The sequence below is a fragment of the Sediminibacterium sp. FW305-C-269 genome, from assembly GCF_058231045.1.
Genome location: NZ_JBIQXQ010000001.1, coordinates 1,113,909 through 1,129,892 on the forward strand (window position 1 = coordinate 1,113,909; position 15,984 = coordinate 1,129,892).

Annotated in this window: 15 protein-coding genes and 1 tRNA gene; 11 read left to right on the forward strand and 5 right to left on the reverse strand. The window is 44.2% G+C overall.

The window, feature by feature from the left end:
* Positions 1–70 precede the first annotated feature (70 nt).
* The 5 genes from ACH3Y6_RS04780 (at position 71) to merA (ending at position 4,452) form a co-directional block, all read left to right on the forward strand.
* Positions 71–607, forward strand: a complete 537-nt coding sequence (locus ACH3Y6_RS04780; protein ID WP_490834442.1) for a carboxymuconolactone decarboxylase family protein — start codon at positions 71–73, stop codon at positions 605–607.
* 24 nt (positions 608–631) lie between these two features.
* Positions 632–1,051 (forward strand): hypothetical protein, encoded by a 420-nt coding sequence (locus tag ACH3Y6_RS04785; protein WP_490834443.1) that lies wholly within the window; start codon positions 632–634, stop codon positions 1,049–1,051.
* A 496-nt stretch (positions 1,052–1,547) separates the two neighbouring features.
* The gene (locus ACH3Y6_RS04790; RefSeq protein WP_490834444.1) at positions 1,548–1,919 is read left to right on the forward strand and encodes an ArsR/SmtB family transcription factor; all 372 of its coding nucleotides are present in this window, start codon (positions 1,548–1,550) and stop codon (positions 1,917–1,919) included.
* Positions 1,916–2,530, forward strand: coding sequence for a mercuric transport protein MerTP (gene merTP, locus ACH3Y6_RS04795; protein ID WP_490834445.1), 615 nt, complete (start codon positions 1,916–1,918; stop codon positions 2,528–2,530). The genes ACH3Y6_RS04790 and merTP overlap by 4 nt, the downstream gene beginning before the upstream one ends.
* A gap of 206 nt (positions 2,531–2,736) precedes the next feature.
* The gene (gene merA / locus ACH3Y6_RS04800; protein WP_490834446.1) at positions 2,737–4,452 is read left to right on the forward strand and encodes a mercury(II) reductase; all 1,716 of its coding nucleotides are present in this window, start codon (positions 2,737–2,739) and stop codon (positions 4,450–4,452) included.
* Positions 4,453–4,709: 257 nt separating this feature from the next.
* On the opposite strand, the gene ACH3Y6_RS04805 is transcribed toward merA, so the two are convergent.
* Positions 4,710–4,781: transfer RNA gene (locus ACH3Y6_RS04805), tRNA-Arg, on the reverse strand.
* A gap of 223 nt (positions 4,782–5,004) precedes the next feature.
* Between ACH3Y6_RS04805 and ACH3Y6_RS04810 the strand changes: the two genes are divergently transcribed.
* From ACH3Y6_RS04810 to ACH3Y6_RS04830, 5 genes are all read left to right on the forward strand, one after another.
* Positions 5,005–5,472: a VOC family protein gene (locus tag ACH3Y6_RS04810; protein ID WP_490834447.1), complete on the forward strand. Its 468-nt coding sequence runs from the start codon at positions 5,005–5,007 to the stop codon at positions 5,470–5,472.
* 179 nt (positions 5,473–5,651) lie between these two features.
* Positions 5,652–6,302, forward strand: a complete 651-nt coding sequence (locus ACH3Y6_RS04815; protein ID WP_490834448.1) for a tetratricopeptide repeat protein — start codon at positions 5,652–5,654, stop codon at positions 6,300–6,302.
* Positions 6,303–6,431: 129 nt separating this feature from the next.
* A complete protein-coding gene (locus ACH3Y6_RS04820; protein WP_490834449.1) occupies positions 6,432–6,833 on the forward strand; it encodes a hypothetical protein in 402 nt (133 codons plus the stop codon).
* A gap of 74 nt (positions 6,834–6,907) precedes the next feature.
* A complete protein-coding gene (locus ACH3Y6_RS04825) occupies positions 6,908–7,330 on the forward strand; it encodes a PepSY-like domain-containing protein (RefSeq protein ID WP_490834450.1) in 423 nt (140 codons plus the stop codon).
* Positions 7,331–7,382: 52 nt separating this feature from the next.
* A complete protein-coding gene (locus ACH3Y6_RS04830; RefSeq protein WP_490834451.1) occupies positions 7,383–9,575 on the forward strand; it encodes a TonB-dependent receptor in 2,193 nt (730 codons plus the stop codon).
* Between the two features lie 87 nt (positions 9,576–9,662).
* On the opposite strand, the gene ACH3Y6_RS04835 is transcribed toward ACH3Y6_RS04830, so the two are convergent.
* Both ACH3Y6_RS04835 and ACH3Y6_RS04840 read right to left on the reverse strand, forming a co-directional pair.
* Positions 9,663–10,547: a hypothetical protein gene (locus ACH3Y6_RS04835; RefSeq protein WP_490834452.1), complete on the reverse strand. Its 885-nt coding sequence runs from the start codon at positions 10,545–10,547 to the stop codon at positions 9,663–9,665.
* A 13-nt stretch (positions 10,548–10,560) separates the two neighbouring features.
* Positions 10,561–13,344, reverse strand: a complete 2,784-nt coding sequence (locus tag ACH3Y6_RS04840) for an FG-GAP-like repeat-containing protein (protein ID WP_490834453.1) — start codon at positions 13,342–13,344, stop codon at positions 10,561–10,563.
* Between the two features lie 353 nt (positions 13,345–13,697).
* On the opposite strand from ACH3Y6_RS04840, the gene ACH3Y6_RS04845 reads away from it, so the two are divergent.
* Positions 13,698–13,904 carry a YgaP family membrane protein gene (locus ACH3Y6_RS04845; RefSeq protein WP_490834454.1) on the forward strand — a complete coding sequence of 69 codons (207 nt, stop codon included), beginning with the start codon at positions 13,698–13,700 and terminating at the stop codon, positions 13,902–13,904.
* Between the two features lie 65 nt (positions 13,905–13,969).
* On the opposite strand, the gene ACH3Y6_RS04850 is transcribed toward ACH3Y6_RS04845, so the two are convergent.
* Positions 13,970–15,259 carry a serine hydrolase domain-containing protein gene (locus ACH3Y6_RS04850; RefSeq protein WP_490834455.1) on the reverse strand — a complete coding sequence of 430 codons (1,290 nt, stop codon included), beginning with the start codon at positions 15,257–15,259 and terminating at the stop codon, positions 13,970–13,972.
* A 221-nt stretch (positions 15,260–15,480) separates the two neighbouring features.
* Positions 15,481–15,921 carry a hypothetical protein gene (locus ACH3Y6_RS04855; protein WP_490834456.1) on the reverse strand — a complete coding sequence of 147 codons (441 nt, stop codon included), beginning with the start codon at positions 15,919–15,921 and terminating at the stop codon, positions 15,481–15,483.
* Between the last annotated feature and the right edge of the window lie 63 nt (positions 15,922–15,984).

Sequence of the window (15,984 nt, forward strand, 5' to 3'; positions counted from 1 at the left end):
AGCGTGTTGTTTTGCCATTGTAAACCGCTTTCGAGTAAAGGAACTTTGTTTCATCATAAAAATTATAATCATGAAACAATTTGAAGTTCCCACAAGAGAGGAGGTTTCTCCGGTTAACCAGTCAATTTTTGATGACCTGAAAAGTAAATTAGGTTTTGTACCTAATATTTATGCCACTTATGCATATTCTGATAATGCATTAGGCCGGTATCTTAGTTTTTCATCAGGTAATACATCACTATCCAACAAAGAAAAAGAAGCTGTTTTTCTTGTTGTAAGCCAGGTTAATAATTGTTTGTATTGCCAGGCAGCACATACAGCAGTTGGCAAGATGAATGGATTTACCGATGAACAGATTATTGAATTGAGAAAAGGGGTCGCTACATTCGACAGTAAATTAGATGCCCTTGTGAAACTGGCAAAGTCCATTATTGAAAACAGGGGAGTAGTTTCGGATAATGTTCTGAATGCCTTTTACGATGCGGGATATACGAATGAAAATCTGATAGACACAATTGTTTCAGTGGGCGAGAAAACAATTACCAATTTTCTGCACAAAGTAACGAATATACCGATTGATTTTCCGGAAGCAGCGCCACTCAATTAGTCAATTACTCTTAAAATAGCAATCATGAATCATACAATAAATTGGAAAAATGCAATTATAGCAGGTATTGCCGGCACCCTACTATTTGATGTTTTTGGATTTGTTATGACGGGAAAATGGTGGGATATTCCTGCCCTGCTCGGCGAAAAAACAGAACTTGGATTTGCCTACGGTGTAGCGGCTCATTTTGGTAATGGTATGTTGCTCGCCATATTGTACGCCGGCATTAAGTCCTCATTATGGGGGCCGCAATGGATCAGGCCTTTCCTGTTTATTACAGTGCAAACCATTGCACTTGTATGGCTATTTATGTTCCCTTTATTGGGAGCAGGAGTGGCTGGAAATAAGATGGGAGCTATGACCCCAATCGGCTCAATTTTGCGACATTGGGTATATGTTATCCCCTTCATTTTCCTGCTTAAAGAAAAAGAGTCAGGTGCCTAATATGTCTGAATTCCCCCAATCTAAAGGTCGGTTCTGGTAACCGGCCTTTAGTGTTAAAACCACCTGTAATACAATATTCATTCCGGTAGCTGGCTTTTCCAAGCGAGGTGGATGAGCTGGTCAGTATTGTGCTATCAGGTATATCAATTTTTCTCTTGTATGAAACAGAAAAATGCAAATTTGTATTGATTGATGAAGATTTTCTGTACAATAATAGCCTCCCGCCACAATGGCGCCTGCACGATACGAAATCGCGACTAGCGGGTTATTTTATGTAATAACACATCATCTTAATTACAGCTATTTCGCAGCCACATATATAGGCATATTTACACCACCCGAAGAACCAGGCACGAGCAACTAAACAAATAAGCACCATCCCAAACTTTCATTTGACATATACTGAACAGATTAGCGATTAATTTTAAAAATATATATTTAAGCATTTGCTTAAATAATAAACTATTTATTAAATTCGTACTAAATCGAAAAGAACATGAATACCTGTATTCGTTTATATGCCGACCCCACTCAAATACAAACCTGCAAGGAGAAGATTGAAAACACATGTAATGCCTTTTCCGCCATGTCATCAGTGTTGTCATTGGCCGGCAATGAAGTGCGTCTTAAGATCCTGTATCTGCTGGAAGAAGAAAAGGAACTCTGTCCCTGTGATCTGAGTGATATACTTGACATGAGCATTCCTGCCATTTCACAACATCTGCGCAAAATGAAAGATGGCGGAATCATAAAGGCTCGTAAAGAAGGGCAAACAATTTTTTATTCCTTAAAACCGGAACATTTAAAAATGCTTCGGTCTTTATTTAAATACATTAACGAGTTAAATACAAAATTTGAATTAGTATGAGTACAGATAAATCAAATAGCAAGACCTGGATAGCCGGGTTATTTACTGCTGCTGCTGCCTCCTTATGCTGTATTACCCCGGTACTCGCTTTAATCAGTGGCACCAGTGGAATAGCTTCAACGTTTTCATGGATAGAACCCTATCGACCTTATCTTTTGGGCCTCACGTTTGCAGTATTGGGGTTAGCCTGGTATCAAAAATTAAAGCCTAAAAAAGCAGATATAGATTGTGCTTGCGAAGAAGACAAGCCCTTATTCTGGCAAGGCAAAACATTTCTGGGAATAGTTACTTTATTAGCTTTTGCACTGATGGCATTCCCAAAATATTCCCATATTTTTTTTCCTGAATCGGCAAAGAATGCAATAATTGTAGTTGACAAAAGCAGCATTCAACAGATAGAGTTTAAAATTAAAGGAATGACCTGCGAAGCCTGTACGGAACATATAAATCTTGCCTTATCAAAGATACCTGGTGTACTAGCATATAAAACTGATTTTAAAGCAGGCAGCAGCACCGTAAAATTTGATAATTCAAAAACCAAAGAACAAATCATTACAGATGCTGTAAATGAAACCGGGTATAAAATAACCATGACAAATCCGATTAAATAACTAACAATTTTACAATTACAGAAGCGGTAGTACCGGAGGAGCAACCATATTCATACTGCAATTTCAGAAAATGAATAATTACAGTTGTTGAAAAAACCGGATAAGGAATCGGAGTGATAAGGAATATAGTACTATTAGTATTTTTCCTGTTACAGTTTTTGGATAGGCCTCTTGAGTGTTCTGTAATTAAAAATAGTAAAACGATAATGAAATATTTAAAAAAAATACAAAGTCTGGATGCCGGATACAATAACGGAGACAACACAGGGGAAGAAAAAATGTTGATCGAAATTTCCGGTATGACTTGTGACCATTGTGCAGTGAGTATTGAACGTTTGCTGGAAAAGAAGAAGGGGATCCTTTCAAAGAAAATAAGTTATGCATCAGGGAAGGGGGAAATTGTATTTAACCCAGACCATATTTCAAAAGAGGAGATTATACATTCCATCAATCTTACACCGGCTTATCGGGCAAAAGAAGCCAATGTTAATGTGTTGGCGGAAACTAAGGTAAAGCAGGTTGATTTAATTATTATCGGTGGCGGTTCGGCAGCTTTTTCAGCTGCTATTAAAGCCAATGAACTTGGTGTAACTACTCTTATGGTAAATGGGGGCTTAGATTTTGGAGGTACTTGTGTAAATGTGGGATGTGTGCCCTCCAAAACCCTTATCCGTGCAGCGGAAACTGCTCATCATTCTTCCCATTCCAACTTTGCCGGTATAAAACCCAAGGGTGTTGATATTGATTTTGCACAGGTGATTAAAGACAAAAAGCAATTGGTGAAAACCCTTCAGCAAAAAAAGTACCTGGATGTGGTGAGTGATTTTAAAAATCTACAATTAATTGAAGGTTGGGCGGAATTTGTGGATGATAGAACTATTTTGGTAAATGGTAAAGATACATACACTGCCCTAAAATTCATTATAGCAACTGGTGCAACCACCCATATACCTGATATTGAGGGGTTGAAAGATATCGGTTATCTCACCAATGTATCTCTATTTGATTTGGAAGAACAACCGGCCAGCATAACCATTATGGGCGCTGGCTATATCGGGTTAGAAATTGCAATGGCTTATAACCGTCTTGGAACAAAAGTCCGTATAATAGAATTTACCGACCGTGTACTGCGAACCCAAACACCTGATATCAGTGAAGAACTGGAAAAGCACATGAGGATTGAAGGAATTGAAATTCTGCCGAATTTCCGTGCAGTTAAATTTGAAAGGTCGGAAGGCAATATTGTAATTCACTGTAAATGTCCTGATGGTTCTTTTACTGAAATTAAAGAGCCGGGAAAAGTAGTAGTGGCTTCCGGAACAAAACCAAACACACAAAAACTTGGACTGGATAAAACAGGCCTGCAACTAACCAAAACCGGTCATATACAGGTGAACGAATTAATGCAAACAAACCTGCCAAATATTTATGCTGCGGGTGATGTTGTTAACACGCCCTCATTTGTTTATACCGCCGCTTACGAAGGAAAGATAGCTGTTGAAAATGCATTTACCGATAGTGAAAATAAAGCGGACTATTCATCTTTGCCATGGGTTGTATTTACTGACCCACAAGTGAGTGGAGCCGGTTTAGATGAAGTACAGGCAGCAGCACAAAACATACCTTATGAGGTTTCTACAGTAGCATTAAAAGAAGTGCCCCGTGCCATTGCTGCATACGATACAAGAGGATTTATCAAACTTATCCGCAACACCAAAACAGATAAATTAATTGGAGCAAGAATAGTAGCACCGGAAGGCGGAGAGCTGATTCAACAATTAAGTATGGCTATTAAATACGGGATAACCATAAAAGAATTAGCTGAAAACTTTTATCCTTATTTGACATTAGGGGAAGGTATTAAATTGGCGGCCATCACATTCGGAAAAGATGTGACAAAGTTGAGTTGTTGTGCTACTTAATCATCATCCATTGTTGGATTTATTCGAGGAGTTGAAGCCGCAAAAAAATTGGATTTTGTAAGTGTACCTAAACAGCAGACAGTTTAAAATTAGAGCCCAAAGTTTATGTTAAACTGGCAATAGGGGAATCTCCTGATTTTAGGTTGTTTTCAATACTTTGCTGCACAGTTTGCTACACAAATAGGACATTTCAATTATATAAAATAAACGTCCTAAAATAGAAAAACCCTTGATTATCAAGGGTTCTTAGTTGAAAGTAGTCCCGACAAGAATCGAACTTGTATCTAAAGTTTAGGAAACTTCTATTCTATCCATTGAACTACGGGACCGGGAGAGATTTGGATAGTCTGTGGTTTGTAGTCTATGGTTATTTCAACAACAGACCACAAACCACAAACTACAAATCTCTAATGGGTTGCAAAAATAATAGATTCTGGTATTCCCCGTTCAACAGATTTAAGGGTTCCCGAAGGGCTTTTACGCATTCCAGGACAAATAAATGCTGCCAAATCAGCGATTTCTTCAGTATTTTCAGAGAAATAAAACAACCATATGAAGGTATTTCGTTCTTTACTGCTGCTGATAGGCATTTTTGGCAGCACCCAGTCGCTGCTGGCCCAAGCAGCTGCCCCCAAACCCAAAGCTGTGTTGAACCATGTGGCCATTTATGTGGTAGACCTGGAAAAGACCCGCTCTTTTTACAGTGGGGTATTCCAGCTGGATACCATCCCCGAGCCTTTTCATGATAACCGCCATATCTGGTATTCCATCGCCCCCGGCGTGGCGCTGCATGTGATACAGGGGGCCGAAAAAGCCAAAGAATACTTCCTGAATAACCATATCTGCTTCAGCGTACCCAAGACCGAAGCATTCGTAGAACTGCTGAAAGCCCGTAACATAGCTTATTATAACTCCAGAGGTGTAAAAGGAGAGATCACCAACCGCATAGACGGGGTAAAACAGATCTGGGTGAACGACCCCGACGGCTACTGGATAGAAGTGAACGACGCGAAGAATTAGTTTTGGTGAATCGTCAGTCGTCAATCGTGAGTGGTCAGTAGTGAGTAGTGAGTGACAGGGGCTGGGAGGAATTTGTCTCCCCACTCCCCACTGACCACTCACGACTGACGATTCACGCCTTCCGGCCCCATTGCCCCAATGCCAATTCACCCTATCTTTGCCGCTTTCAAAAGAGGGTTATGAAGTTTTACAATCTGTTGATCAAATATCGTTTCTGGTTAGGACTGCTGTCTATTGCCCTGGCAATCACTGTGAATGTGCTCAGCGGTTTCTGGCCTTCCTTTATATTGTATTTTATCGGGGTGATCGCCATAGCGAGCCATTTCTTCATTGGTCCCCTGCGACTGATACAGGAACCCATGGAAGCCGGTAATATTGAAGAAGTGGAAAGGATCCTGGCCACTATCTGGTACCCCAACCTGCTGTACAAACCGGTACGTTCTACCTACTATACCATCAAGGGTAACCTGGCCATGATGAAACAGGACTTTACCTCGGCCGAAGCACACCTGAAAAAAAGCTCCGAACTGGGATCACCCATGCCGGAAGCAGAAGGCTCCAACAAACTGCAGCTGGGTATGATGGCTATGCAGCGGGGCGACCTGAAACAGGGCGAAAGTTATATCCGTGCCGCTATCCGTGCCGGTATTCCTGATAAGGAAAGTGAAGCAGTGGCTTACCTGAGCATGTGCCAGATCTTCATGAACAAAAGGGAATTCCGCGCCGCCAAAGACTTTTTCCGCAAAGCCAAAGCCTGCAAACCCAAGACCCAGCAGGTACTGGAGCAGGTAAAAGAGATCGAGAAATACATTTCCCGGATGCCGGGATAACGGGAAAGAGCAATATCCATTCTTGCAGGACTATGTTCCTGCTGGCCTGTTATAATTTCGTTATTCCGGAAAAAACTGCCAGAATCAACATTTCTTGTTCGATCTTCGGTATTCAATTGATCCCCTGGCTTGAAAAAAATACTGATCATACTCATATTGGTATTGTTCTCATTATCAACCCTGGTAATGCCCTATGCCAATTTTGATGACGTAACATCGCTGCAGGCCGTATACAATAACTGTTTGAAACAGGATGCAGATATGGATTTCATTGAATTCATCGGTGAAAAATTACTGGTAGCCGGATTTGATCCCGATGAAGAGGACGAACAGCGTAATTCCTGTCCGCAAGAACCCATTCATGGTGCAGTGCTGGTACAGATACAGTCTGGTTACCTGTACCAACCTATCCAGCAGGAGATCAACCTGGAACAACCTGAACTCCCCATCAATACTATCCCCCTCAGCAATACCGTGATCCGCAACTGCGATTTCCGTCCTGGTATTTTTCATCCGCCCCTTTTTGTCTGAGTCATTTACAGGAACTATTTTATTGATTATTGGCAACAGCGATGGTCATGCTGTTGCCGCAAACAGATACTGTCATGAAAAAAATTATCGTTATAGCCATGTTATGCATGGCAACTATGGTTATGGCTGCAGCTCAGAAAACCCAGATGCCCACTGCAGCAGAAAAAGCCTTCCGGCTAAAATTCCCTGAAGCGAAAAAGGTAACCTGGAACCGGGAAAATAAAGACGAATACGAGGCTTCATTCATATTGAACGGAGAAAAGGTATCCGCTAATTTTTCGGCTACCGGCCGTTGGCTCGAAACAGAGAAGGCCATTCCTCTGTCTGTTGTCCCTAAAGCAGTGATGGAGGCTTTTGTTAAACAATTTCCTGGTGGAAAAGTAGATAGGGTGTATGAGATCTCTTCTCCTGACGGGAAAATCTATTATGAAATCGAATACACGTTGAAGGGAAAGAAAAAAGAGGCAAAACTCTCAACAGCGGGTACCATTATTTAATCATCATGGATGCGGGTGGCAACACAGCCCGCATCCCTATTTATATATCAGCATGAAAAAAATTATTAATAAGCCTGTCCTGTACGTTCTTGCCTGCCTGTTTTTTCCATCGGCAACCCTGTTTGCCCAGGCAATTGGCGGAACGGTTACAGATAGGGCTGAAAGAAAACCCCTGTTGGGGGTAAGCATACATCTGGTGGGCTCTCAGAAAGGAACCGCAACGGATAGCTCGGGGCATTTCCTGCTGAAACTGCCAATCGGCAGCAGTCTTATCCGGTTTTCACATACAGGATATGCAGACAAAGACACACTGGTAACGATTATCGCAGAGCAGTTGGTTACACTGAATATTGCACTTTACGCACAAAAGGAAGAACTGGATGAAGTGGTGATCGTTTCCTCCTCACGCACCAACTCGCGCATTGAGGACCTGCCCACAAAAGTGGAAGTACTGGGTGCCGAAGAAGTGCAGGAGGAGAATGGCATTAAACCCGGTAATATCGCCAGTTTGCTGGGAGATATCGCAGGTATCCAGATCCAGCAGACCAATGCAGCCACCGGTAATGCCGACATGCGCATACAGGGTTTACAGGGAAAGTATACACAGATATTACGGGATGGTATCCCGCTGTTCGGCGGTTATTCCGGAAGTTTTAGCATTTTACAGATACCCCCGTTGGACCTGCAACAGATAGAACTGGTAAAAGGGGCCAGTTCCACCCTTTATGGCGGTGGTGCCATTGCCGGTATGGTGAACCTGGTATCCAAAAAACCGAAACTGGGCAAACCGGAAAAAAACTTCACCATTAATCGGTCCAATTTGCAGGAAAACAACCTGAACCTTTTCTTGTCGGGAAGGAATCAGAAAACAGGGTATACCTTTTTTACCGGTGGAACCCGGCAGGAGGCAGTGGATGTGAATAAAGATGGATTTTCTGATGTGCCCTCTGTAAAATCTGTATTGGTTCACCCACGTCTGTTCCTCTATGGCGGACCCACATCTACCGTTATACTGGGATATACTCTCAGTTACGAGAATCGCAATGGGGGCGATATGCAGGTATTGGATAAAGGAAGTTCCGCGCAGCATCAATTTTTTATCCGGAACAAAAGCATGCGCAATACGGGCGATATAACCTGGGAGAAAAAACTGCCCGCAAACGCACAGTTCACCCTGAAAGCAAGCGCCAGTCATTTTAACCGAGATGTGGAGACCTCTCTGTTCGGGATGCGGGCCGGACAGTTGACCTGGTACACAGAAGCTGCCTATACCCGTAAAACGGAACAGCATAACTGGGTGGCAGGCATGAATTTTAACGGTGATGATTTTCGCAAACACCTGCCCGATAGCAGCCTGGTTCCCAATGAGAAAAGCAGTACCCTTGGCTTTTTTGCACAGGATGACTGGAAATTCCATGACCGGTTTACCCTGCAATCCGGCCTGCGGATAGACCTGCATAACCGGTATGGAACTTTTGTGCTGCCGCGATTATCACTCATGTATAAAATGAATCCCGAAATAACCATGCGTTTGGGAGGGGGACTGGGTTACAAAACGCCTACCCTCTTCAACAGTGAAATAGATGAACGCGATTACCGTTACCTGGCGGGATATGCCACATCGGTAAAAGCAGAACGTTCATTGGGGGTGAATTACGACATTAATTATAAAAAGAAACTGGGTGCATGGGAACTTACCCTGAACCAGACCTTTTTCTATAACCAGATCACAGCGCCGCTGGTATGGCAAAAAGCAGGACTGGTTTCACCGGTCTATTTCTATGCCAATGAGGCCGACCGCTTGCAGACAGCAGGTTTTGAGACCTATATACAGGCCCGGCATGAGGCACTGGAAATGTATATAGGGTATGTGTACACACATGCCCGCCGGAATTATGCACCGGAAACTCAGCGTAACCTGCCATTGATAGCGAGGAATAAGTTCGCCACAGTGATCGCCTACGAATTCAGTGAACATTTCAGGGCAGGCATTGAAGCGGCCCATACCGGCAAACAATGGCTGGAAGACGGAAGCACCACATCGCCCTACCTGTTTGCGGCAGCCATGATGCGATACAATGTAGGGAAGGTCGCTTTTGTGTTGAACTGTGAAAACCTGCTGGATTACAGGCAGAATAAACATGCCACCGTCGTGTTCCCACCATATACCAACCCGGTTTTTCCCGAAATATGGGCACCGCTTGATGGAAGGGTTGTGAACCTTTCTATGTATGTAAAGTTGTAGGCGGTGGCAGGTATCCGGCTTACCGTATGAAACGGCCTTTATCAGGCAAATAGCCAGTAAAACATCGCTACATATCGTGGTAATGTTTTACTGGCATTGGTAACTGAAAAATGTTTTGCCATAAAATGAGGCCATGCCCTGCTGTAAGTCGCCTGATGCAATACCTCCTGTCAGGTACCCATTCGTATCCAGCCCATAACCACCATAAGTAGTGGTCCAGGTGTCGAGCAGGGTGTTGTTAGCCGGGTTGTATAGTTTGGTTGTCACTTTTGCCAAAGGATTGGTGGGACGATTGCCAAAATTGAGTGCTGCAGTATAATAGAAATTCTCAAAACCGTCAGGAAAACAATAAAACATGGTTTTAGGTGTGATGCTAAGATCGTAGCTGAGCGTCGATTCCAGGATTTTCAGGTTGCCGGAACTGGTTGACAGCATGATACAACCGGTGAGCAGGTTGCCTGTATAGGAATAGGCGGTACTGTAATTAGCCTTTTTAGAACCGTTGATGAACAGGTTCTTGGTTGTCAGGTATCCTTCTGCATTATAAGTGTATTCATAGCGATATGCATCAGCCTGCTGGGGATTGGAGGGGTCAGAACTGGTTACGAAAAGCACCACACGATTATTTCCATCCAGTTTCATGTACTGATAAGCATCTAAACGGATCGAATCAGCGGAAGCGTATGTCAGGTTAGCTCTGAAAAGGGTAGTGTTCAGCATACTGTCATATACAGAGACAGCCGTAGGGCGTAAACTGTTATCATATGAAATGGTGAGTCCGAATTCTGCTTTGTTGCCACTGTTACGTTGTGAGATACCCGAAATCAGGCAGGTCTTGGGTGTTACTACCGGGGGTGGAGGGGGAGCGGGGGGTGTGGTAGAAGTATCGGTAGTATGCCCACCTTTGCTGCAACCGAACTGGCAGGTTATGGCAACCAGGAGCAGCGGATAAAAAATGTTTCTGTTTTGCATGCGACGTCCTTGTTTATTGTAAAATCACAGTTTGTGTTTTGATGTCATTGTTGATCTCCACTTTGACAAATACAGTCCCCTTGACACTGAGTGTGACAGGTATCTTGATTTCCCGTCCAAAGAAGATGAATTTGTTGGTTTGTAACAGTATAGCTCCATTTACATCTGCAACGGTCACCCTTGCAATTACGTTGGTAGGATACTGCAAAGTGGCCACTACATTGAAACTGCCTCCGGTGGCGGGGTTCGGGTAGGCTTTCACCTGAAGCGTATCATTGACCAGTGGTGAAGAAACCGTAATGATGGGGAAGTCGTTCGAAGCATCCCAACATATCCTGTCGTTACTGGTCTCTACGGTATAAAAACCCACTTTATCAGCAGTCAGGGTATTGGTAATTTGATTGTTGATGGGTATGTTATTGAAGTACCAGCGATAATTGGGGGCTGTGCTGCTTATCAAAGTATTACTGCCGGTTAGTGCGAGCACGGGAACAGGATTGGAATTTTTGATGGCTTTTAGGATGGATGATATTTTCGACAAACATCCTGCCTGGGAAGCTGTTTGCAGGGTGATATTGGCAGAGGCTTTCAGGGTTGTGCGTTGGGTGCTATCTCCATTACTCCATTTATAGGTAGCAAAACTGCCACTGGTACTTGACAGCACGAGCGAATCCCTGAAACAGATGGTAGAGTCTTTGGTAATACTGTTGATCAATGGAGTGAATAGTATTGTTGAATCACAGGCGCTGCCGGTCAGGGTTACAGTTCTGGTTATTGCGTTGGTTGCTCCAATAGAGAGAGGGCCGTTGATAGAGGCAATACTGTCCATTTTAAACCGGACATATATTTTGGCAGAGTCCAGCTGGTTATTTACCGGAGAAAGAGAGAGTACGGATGAAAACCCGCTATCCTTATTGGATGAAACCTGGAAATATGGTGGCGCTGTAATAGTAACGCCGGATTGCAGGAATTTGCCCATGAAGGTAAAATTTTGCACCCCCGAATACACCCCTTTCAATGTATTAAAACGAAGGGTATTCACAGAACTGTCTAATAGTGAAATCTGGGGATTAAGGAAAACAAAACCGGCAAGGGAATCCGCACCATAGGCATTTTTCACCGTAATGGTACCCGACCCCCCGGTTCCAACCGTTGCCGTTAGCAGCGTATCCGATAGAATGGTAAATGTTTTGGCTGTGTCTGTTCCAAAACGTACCAGGTCTGTTCCGGTAAACCTTATTCCTTTAATGGTAACAGTACTGCCTGCTCCCGCCGATGTGGGGGAGAATTCTTTGATGAAAGGACTGGATGTGATTGAATTGCGAAAAACCGTCAGACTTACAACATTGCTGCCTGCAATGTCTTTCAGTCCATCACCGTCGAAATCGGCACAGGTGATTCTGGTAAGGGAATTACTGCCATTATCACCCAGGTATGTACGGCTGGTAAAGGAGCTGCTTCCTGCAGTGCTCGTGTTCTTCAGAACCTGGATAGAGTCCCCATTGGTTTGTCCGATCACGATATCGGGTTTGCCATCACCGTCAATATTCTCTACTATGAAGTTAGCAGAAGGCCCAAGGGTATTGCTCGTAATGGGTGAGGTAAAACCGATGGTATCAAGGGTGCTTTTATTGAGTAAAATATGTAGTTGTGACTGTAAGGATTCTCCTATCAGCAGATCAGGTTTTTGATCACCATCAATGTCTGCCGCAGATATGGCATACCCGGTAACCGGTATGTCCTGTCTGGGAGCAAATGCAATGCTGTCAGCAGCGCTCAGGTTCTTGTAAATGGAAATATTGCCTACGATATAATTCATAACAACAATATCCAACTTGCCGTCTTTGTTAAGATCGCAGGTGAGCAGGTCGGTTGGTGCTGAAGGACCCGTGTTGTTGGTAGTCCCTACATCCTGTTTACTGAATGAGATGGTTCCAGTGGTTGAAGTGTTTGTCAAAACAGAGAAAATATTAGCATTACCTACAGAGGCAGCAATGTCAGGTTTTCCATCATTGTTAAAATCGCCGATGGCTACAGAATTCTTTACACCCGATACAACGGTGTTATAGGAAGCGCCAACCGAAAAGTTTTTTTTACTCTCAAAGGAGAGACTGCCTGGGGTGCTCGTGTTTCTGAAGACAGAAATGGTGTTCTCACCCTGGTTGGCGGTAATGATATCCGGTTTTCCATCGCCATCAATATCACCAAAGGCAACTTCACTGGGGTGGAGCCCTGTACTGAGGGTTTGTTTGCTGCCGAATGAGGGAGTACCGGTAATACTGGTGTTGATACCAACCAGGATAGCCCCCGGATTACTTCCCGGCAGAGGATTGGTGGAACTTCCGTTATCGTAAATGATAGCCACAAAATCAGGCTTCCCGTCGCCATCCAGATCATAGTTGTACAGGTCTGATATGGCGGCATTGTTTACTGCAGAATCAGGTTTTTGTTTCACAAATAACCGGCTGCCGGAGAAATTCGTGATGTTGCCGGAGAAAAGAGGTAAAAATGGGATATCACTGGAGCCTGTCAGGCCATTGGCAGTGATGGTGATGGGATGATAACTGGCCGCGATGGGAACCGTAACAGTTACACTTGTGCTGGTGGCTGCACTAACCCTTGCAGCAACCGTACCAAAATAAACAGCATTATTCGCCGGAGTGGGATGGAAATTCTTACCTGTTATCACAACACTGGACCCAATAGATCCGCTTCCCGGAGTGATGGAACTGATACTTGGTTGTGCAATACTTTCCAGGCAAAGCAAGGCTGAGCAAATAGTCAGGTATTTTCTCATAGACAGTTTTTCGATAGGATAAAATCTTTTGACCAGATTGTTTCCAGCCTGGTCAAAAAGGATACGGCAACGAATATAATTAATATTATCTATGCGATTGACTGCCCGGCGTGTTTTAGGGATTCCCAGGGCTTAGGCGGTGGGTAGCACATTGTTATTACTTGGCTAATAACAGGTAAGCCTTCTTGCTTATCAGGCTTTTGCATAAAAACTGACCAAAATCATATAATAATTTTCCAAAGATGATTAGCTTCATGGGAAGAAAACAAGCTGTTCCTGAGAAAATTGGTTGCTACAACCTGTTTTGTACTGGAATCAAACCTGTAAGCTCTTTACTCAAAAAATAAACAAGTATGAAAAAGAACATGGGTAATATCGACCGCATCATCCGTGTGATAGCGGCTATTGTTTTTTCGGCTTTGTATTTTACCGGAACGGTAACAGGCACTGTTGGACTGGTACTGGTTATCCTCGGTGCTGTGTTCCTGGCTACCTCGTTCATCAGTTTTTGCCCGCTGTATACACTGTTCGGTGTGAATACCTGTGAGAAGAAACCCTGATTAGGTACAAACAGCAAGAGGGGGCGGCCCCCCGCGCCCCACTTGCATTTGTCCATCACAAAAGTTTACTGTAAGGCCTGGTATACGGCCACTTTGAATTTTTCCGCGATCTCCCCGTGCGAAAAAGGGTACTGCTGCAGTACAAACTGCGCAACGATCTTCTCTTTCGGATCGATCCAGTAAGAAGAGGCGAACATACCGCCCCAGCTGAAAGTGCCGGGTGATAAGACAGACTTCGCCACTGTATTTTCTGTTACAATTTCAAAACCCAAACCAAATCTTGCCTGGCGCAGATCGCCGGTCTGGTTCATAGTCATCATATCAATGCTATGCCTGCTCAGTAATTGTTTGCCATGATAACTTCCCTTGTTCAGTAACATCTGCAGGAAAAGCGCATAGTCGTAAGCGGTAGAAACCAGTCCGCCGCCACCCGAATAGAAACTGCCATCAGCCAGTATCGGGTAATCGCGGTAAAATGCTCCGTTCACCTGGATGGTCTCAGCGGTATTGGCTACTTTTTTCTGCTGGTCATCAGAATGCAGCATGGCCAGGCGTCCCTGTTTTTCTTTCGGGAGATAGAAATAAGTGTCTTTCATGCCCAGCGGTTCAAATATTCTTTTGCGGAAGAATTCGTCGAGACTCATGCCGCTCACCACTTCTATCAGGTAACCCAGCACATCTGTATTCAATCCATAGGTCCATTTTTCGCCGGGCTGGTGTACCAGTGGCAGGCTGCCGAGTTTTTTGATATTATCACCCAGTTTTCCGCCCTTCAGTCCAATACCGCCCACCACGCCGGCTTTGGCGTAGATGGCATTCATGGTCTCACTGCCGATCTGGGCATAACCAATGCCCGATGTGTGCGTCAGCAGTTCGCGTATGCTGATCTCTTTTTTGGCGGGGAGGGTGGTGTAGCTGGTATCAGCTTTATTGAAAGTGTTCAGTACCACCGGTTTTTTGAATTCAGGGATGTATTTGCTGATGGGATCATCGAGCAGGAACCTGCCTTCTTCGAATAACAGCATCACCCCAACACTGGTGATGGCTTTGGTTTGTGAGGCGATGCGCCATATCGCATCTTTCTGTAAAAGCTTGTTCTTTTCCTTATCATCATACCCGATAGCTTTATGGTACACAATATGGCCATCCCTGGCCACCAGTGCAATAGCCCCGGCTATCCAGTTACTGTCGATATACTCCTGCACCAGTTTGTCGATCCGTTGTAAACGCTCCGCAGAAAAATGATTTTTCTCCGGCACACCCACAGTTAATAAGGGAGGGACACCTGTTTGTGCAGTAAGACGCAAAATTGCCAGCAAGGCAAAGCAAAAGAAGAGCGGAACCTGTTTTCTCATATGTTTCGGTTGAACCGGTAAGTTCATAAACAATTCAGAGAAAACAAAGAGAATATTGAACAGATGAGCAAGGAACAGACGAACCGATGAACGATGTCCTTCCGATCATCACTTCTTCTTCAAAATTCAATAGTTCTTCACTGCAGCGGCTCGGGAGTTTTCACAGAGGTTTGCCCCCTACCTCATCATTCACCTGTTCCTTGTTCATCTGTTCAAACTCCCTAGTCTCCCCAGATCTCCGCATGCCTGGCAAAATAGGGGATGGCGAAGGCGCCCATCAGTCCGGTGAGCAGTTCGAGGCCCAGGGTGAGGCCACGGGCACTGGGGGGCATGGGATCGCCGGTGGGTAGCATATTGGGACCAAGCGGGATCAGGGCCACCACAAGGGTCAATACCAGGCAAAGCGATATGTACACCCATAAGCCCTTTCGGACAAATTGCATGATGAGCGAATAAACAATACCCCCCACTACCAGCGTAGGGATGGTGAAGAAGATGATGGAGTTGATATTGATATACTCGGCAAACTCATAGCCGGTGATCTTCCGGTAAACCAGGTCGAAGATCAGTCCGATAATGGTGGTGGCGATACCCACGAACAGGCCACCCAGGATTCCCCGGGTAGCAATGGAATAACGGTACGCCGTTGAATTGTTTTCCATGGGACAGGTTTTTGGTTAGGAAATGGATACACAAAACCTTGGTAACAGGAAAGCCGGGCAAAA

What these genes read in the sequence shown, in the direction of transcription:
- ACH3Y6_RS04835 (WP_490834452.1), bottom strand. Translation starts at nt 10,547, where the DNA reads ATGCAAAACAGAAACATTTTTTATCCGCTGCTCCTGGTTGCCATAACC.
- ACH3Y6_RS04810 (WP_490834447.1), top strand. Translation starts at nt 5,005, where the DNA reads ATGAAGGTATTTCGTTCTTTACTGCTGCTGATAGGCATTTTTGGCAGC.
- merTP (WP_490834445.1), top strand. Translation starts at nt 1,916, where the DNA reads ATGAGTACAGATAAATCAAATAGCAAGACCTGGATAGCCGGGTTATTT.
- ACH3Y6_RS04840 (WP_490834453.1), bottom strand. Translation starts at nt 13,344, where the DNA reads ATGAGAAAATACCTGACTATTTGCTCAGCCTTGCTTTGCCTGGAAAGT.
- ACH3Y6_RS04815 (WP_490834448.1), top strand. Translation starts at nt 5,652, where the DNA reads ATGAAGTTTTACAATCTGTTGATCAAATATCGTTTCTGGTTAGGACTG.
- ACH3Y6_RS04850 (WP_490834455.1), bottom strand. Translation starts at nt 15,259, where the DNA reads ATGAGAAAACAGGTTCCGCTCTTCTTTTGCTTTGCCTTGCTGGCAATT.
- ACH3Y6_RS04825 (WP_490834450.1), top strand. Translation starts at nt 6,908, where the DNA reads ATGAAAAAAATTATCGTTATAGCCATGTTATGCATGGCAACTATGGTT.
- ACH3Y6_RS04785 (WP_490834443.1), top strand. Translation starts at nt 632, where the DNA reads ATGAATCATACAATAAATTGGAAAAATGCAATTATAGCAGGTATTGCC.
- ACH3Y6_RS04830 (WP_490834451.1), top strand. Translation starts at nt 7,383, where the DNA reads ATGAAAAAAATTATTAATAAGCCTGTCCTGTACGTTCTTGCCTGCCTG.
- ACH3Y6_RS04780 (WP_490834442.1), top strand. Translation starts at nt 71, where the DNA reads ATGAAACAATTTGAAGTTCCCACAAGAGAGGAGGTTTCTCCGGTTAAC.
- ACH3Y6_RS04855 (WP_490834456.1), bottom strand. Translation starts at nt 15,921, where the DNA reads ATGGAAAACAATTCAACGGCGTACCGTTATTCCATTGCTACCCGGGGA.
- ACH3Y6_RS04790 (WP_490834444.1), top strand. Translation starts at nt 1,548, where the DNA reads ATGAATACCTGTATTCGTTTATATGCCGACCCCACTCAAATACAAACC.
- ACH3Y6_RS04845 (WP_490834454.1), top strand. Translation starts at nt 13,698, where the DNA reads ATGAAAAAGAACATGGGTAATATCGACCGCATCATCCGTGTGATAGCG.
- merA (WP_490834446.1), top strand. Translation starts at nt 2,737, where the DNA reads ATGAAATATTTAAAAAAAATACAAAGTCTGGATGCCGGATACAATAAC.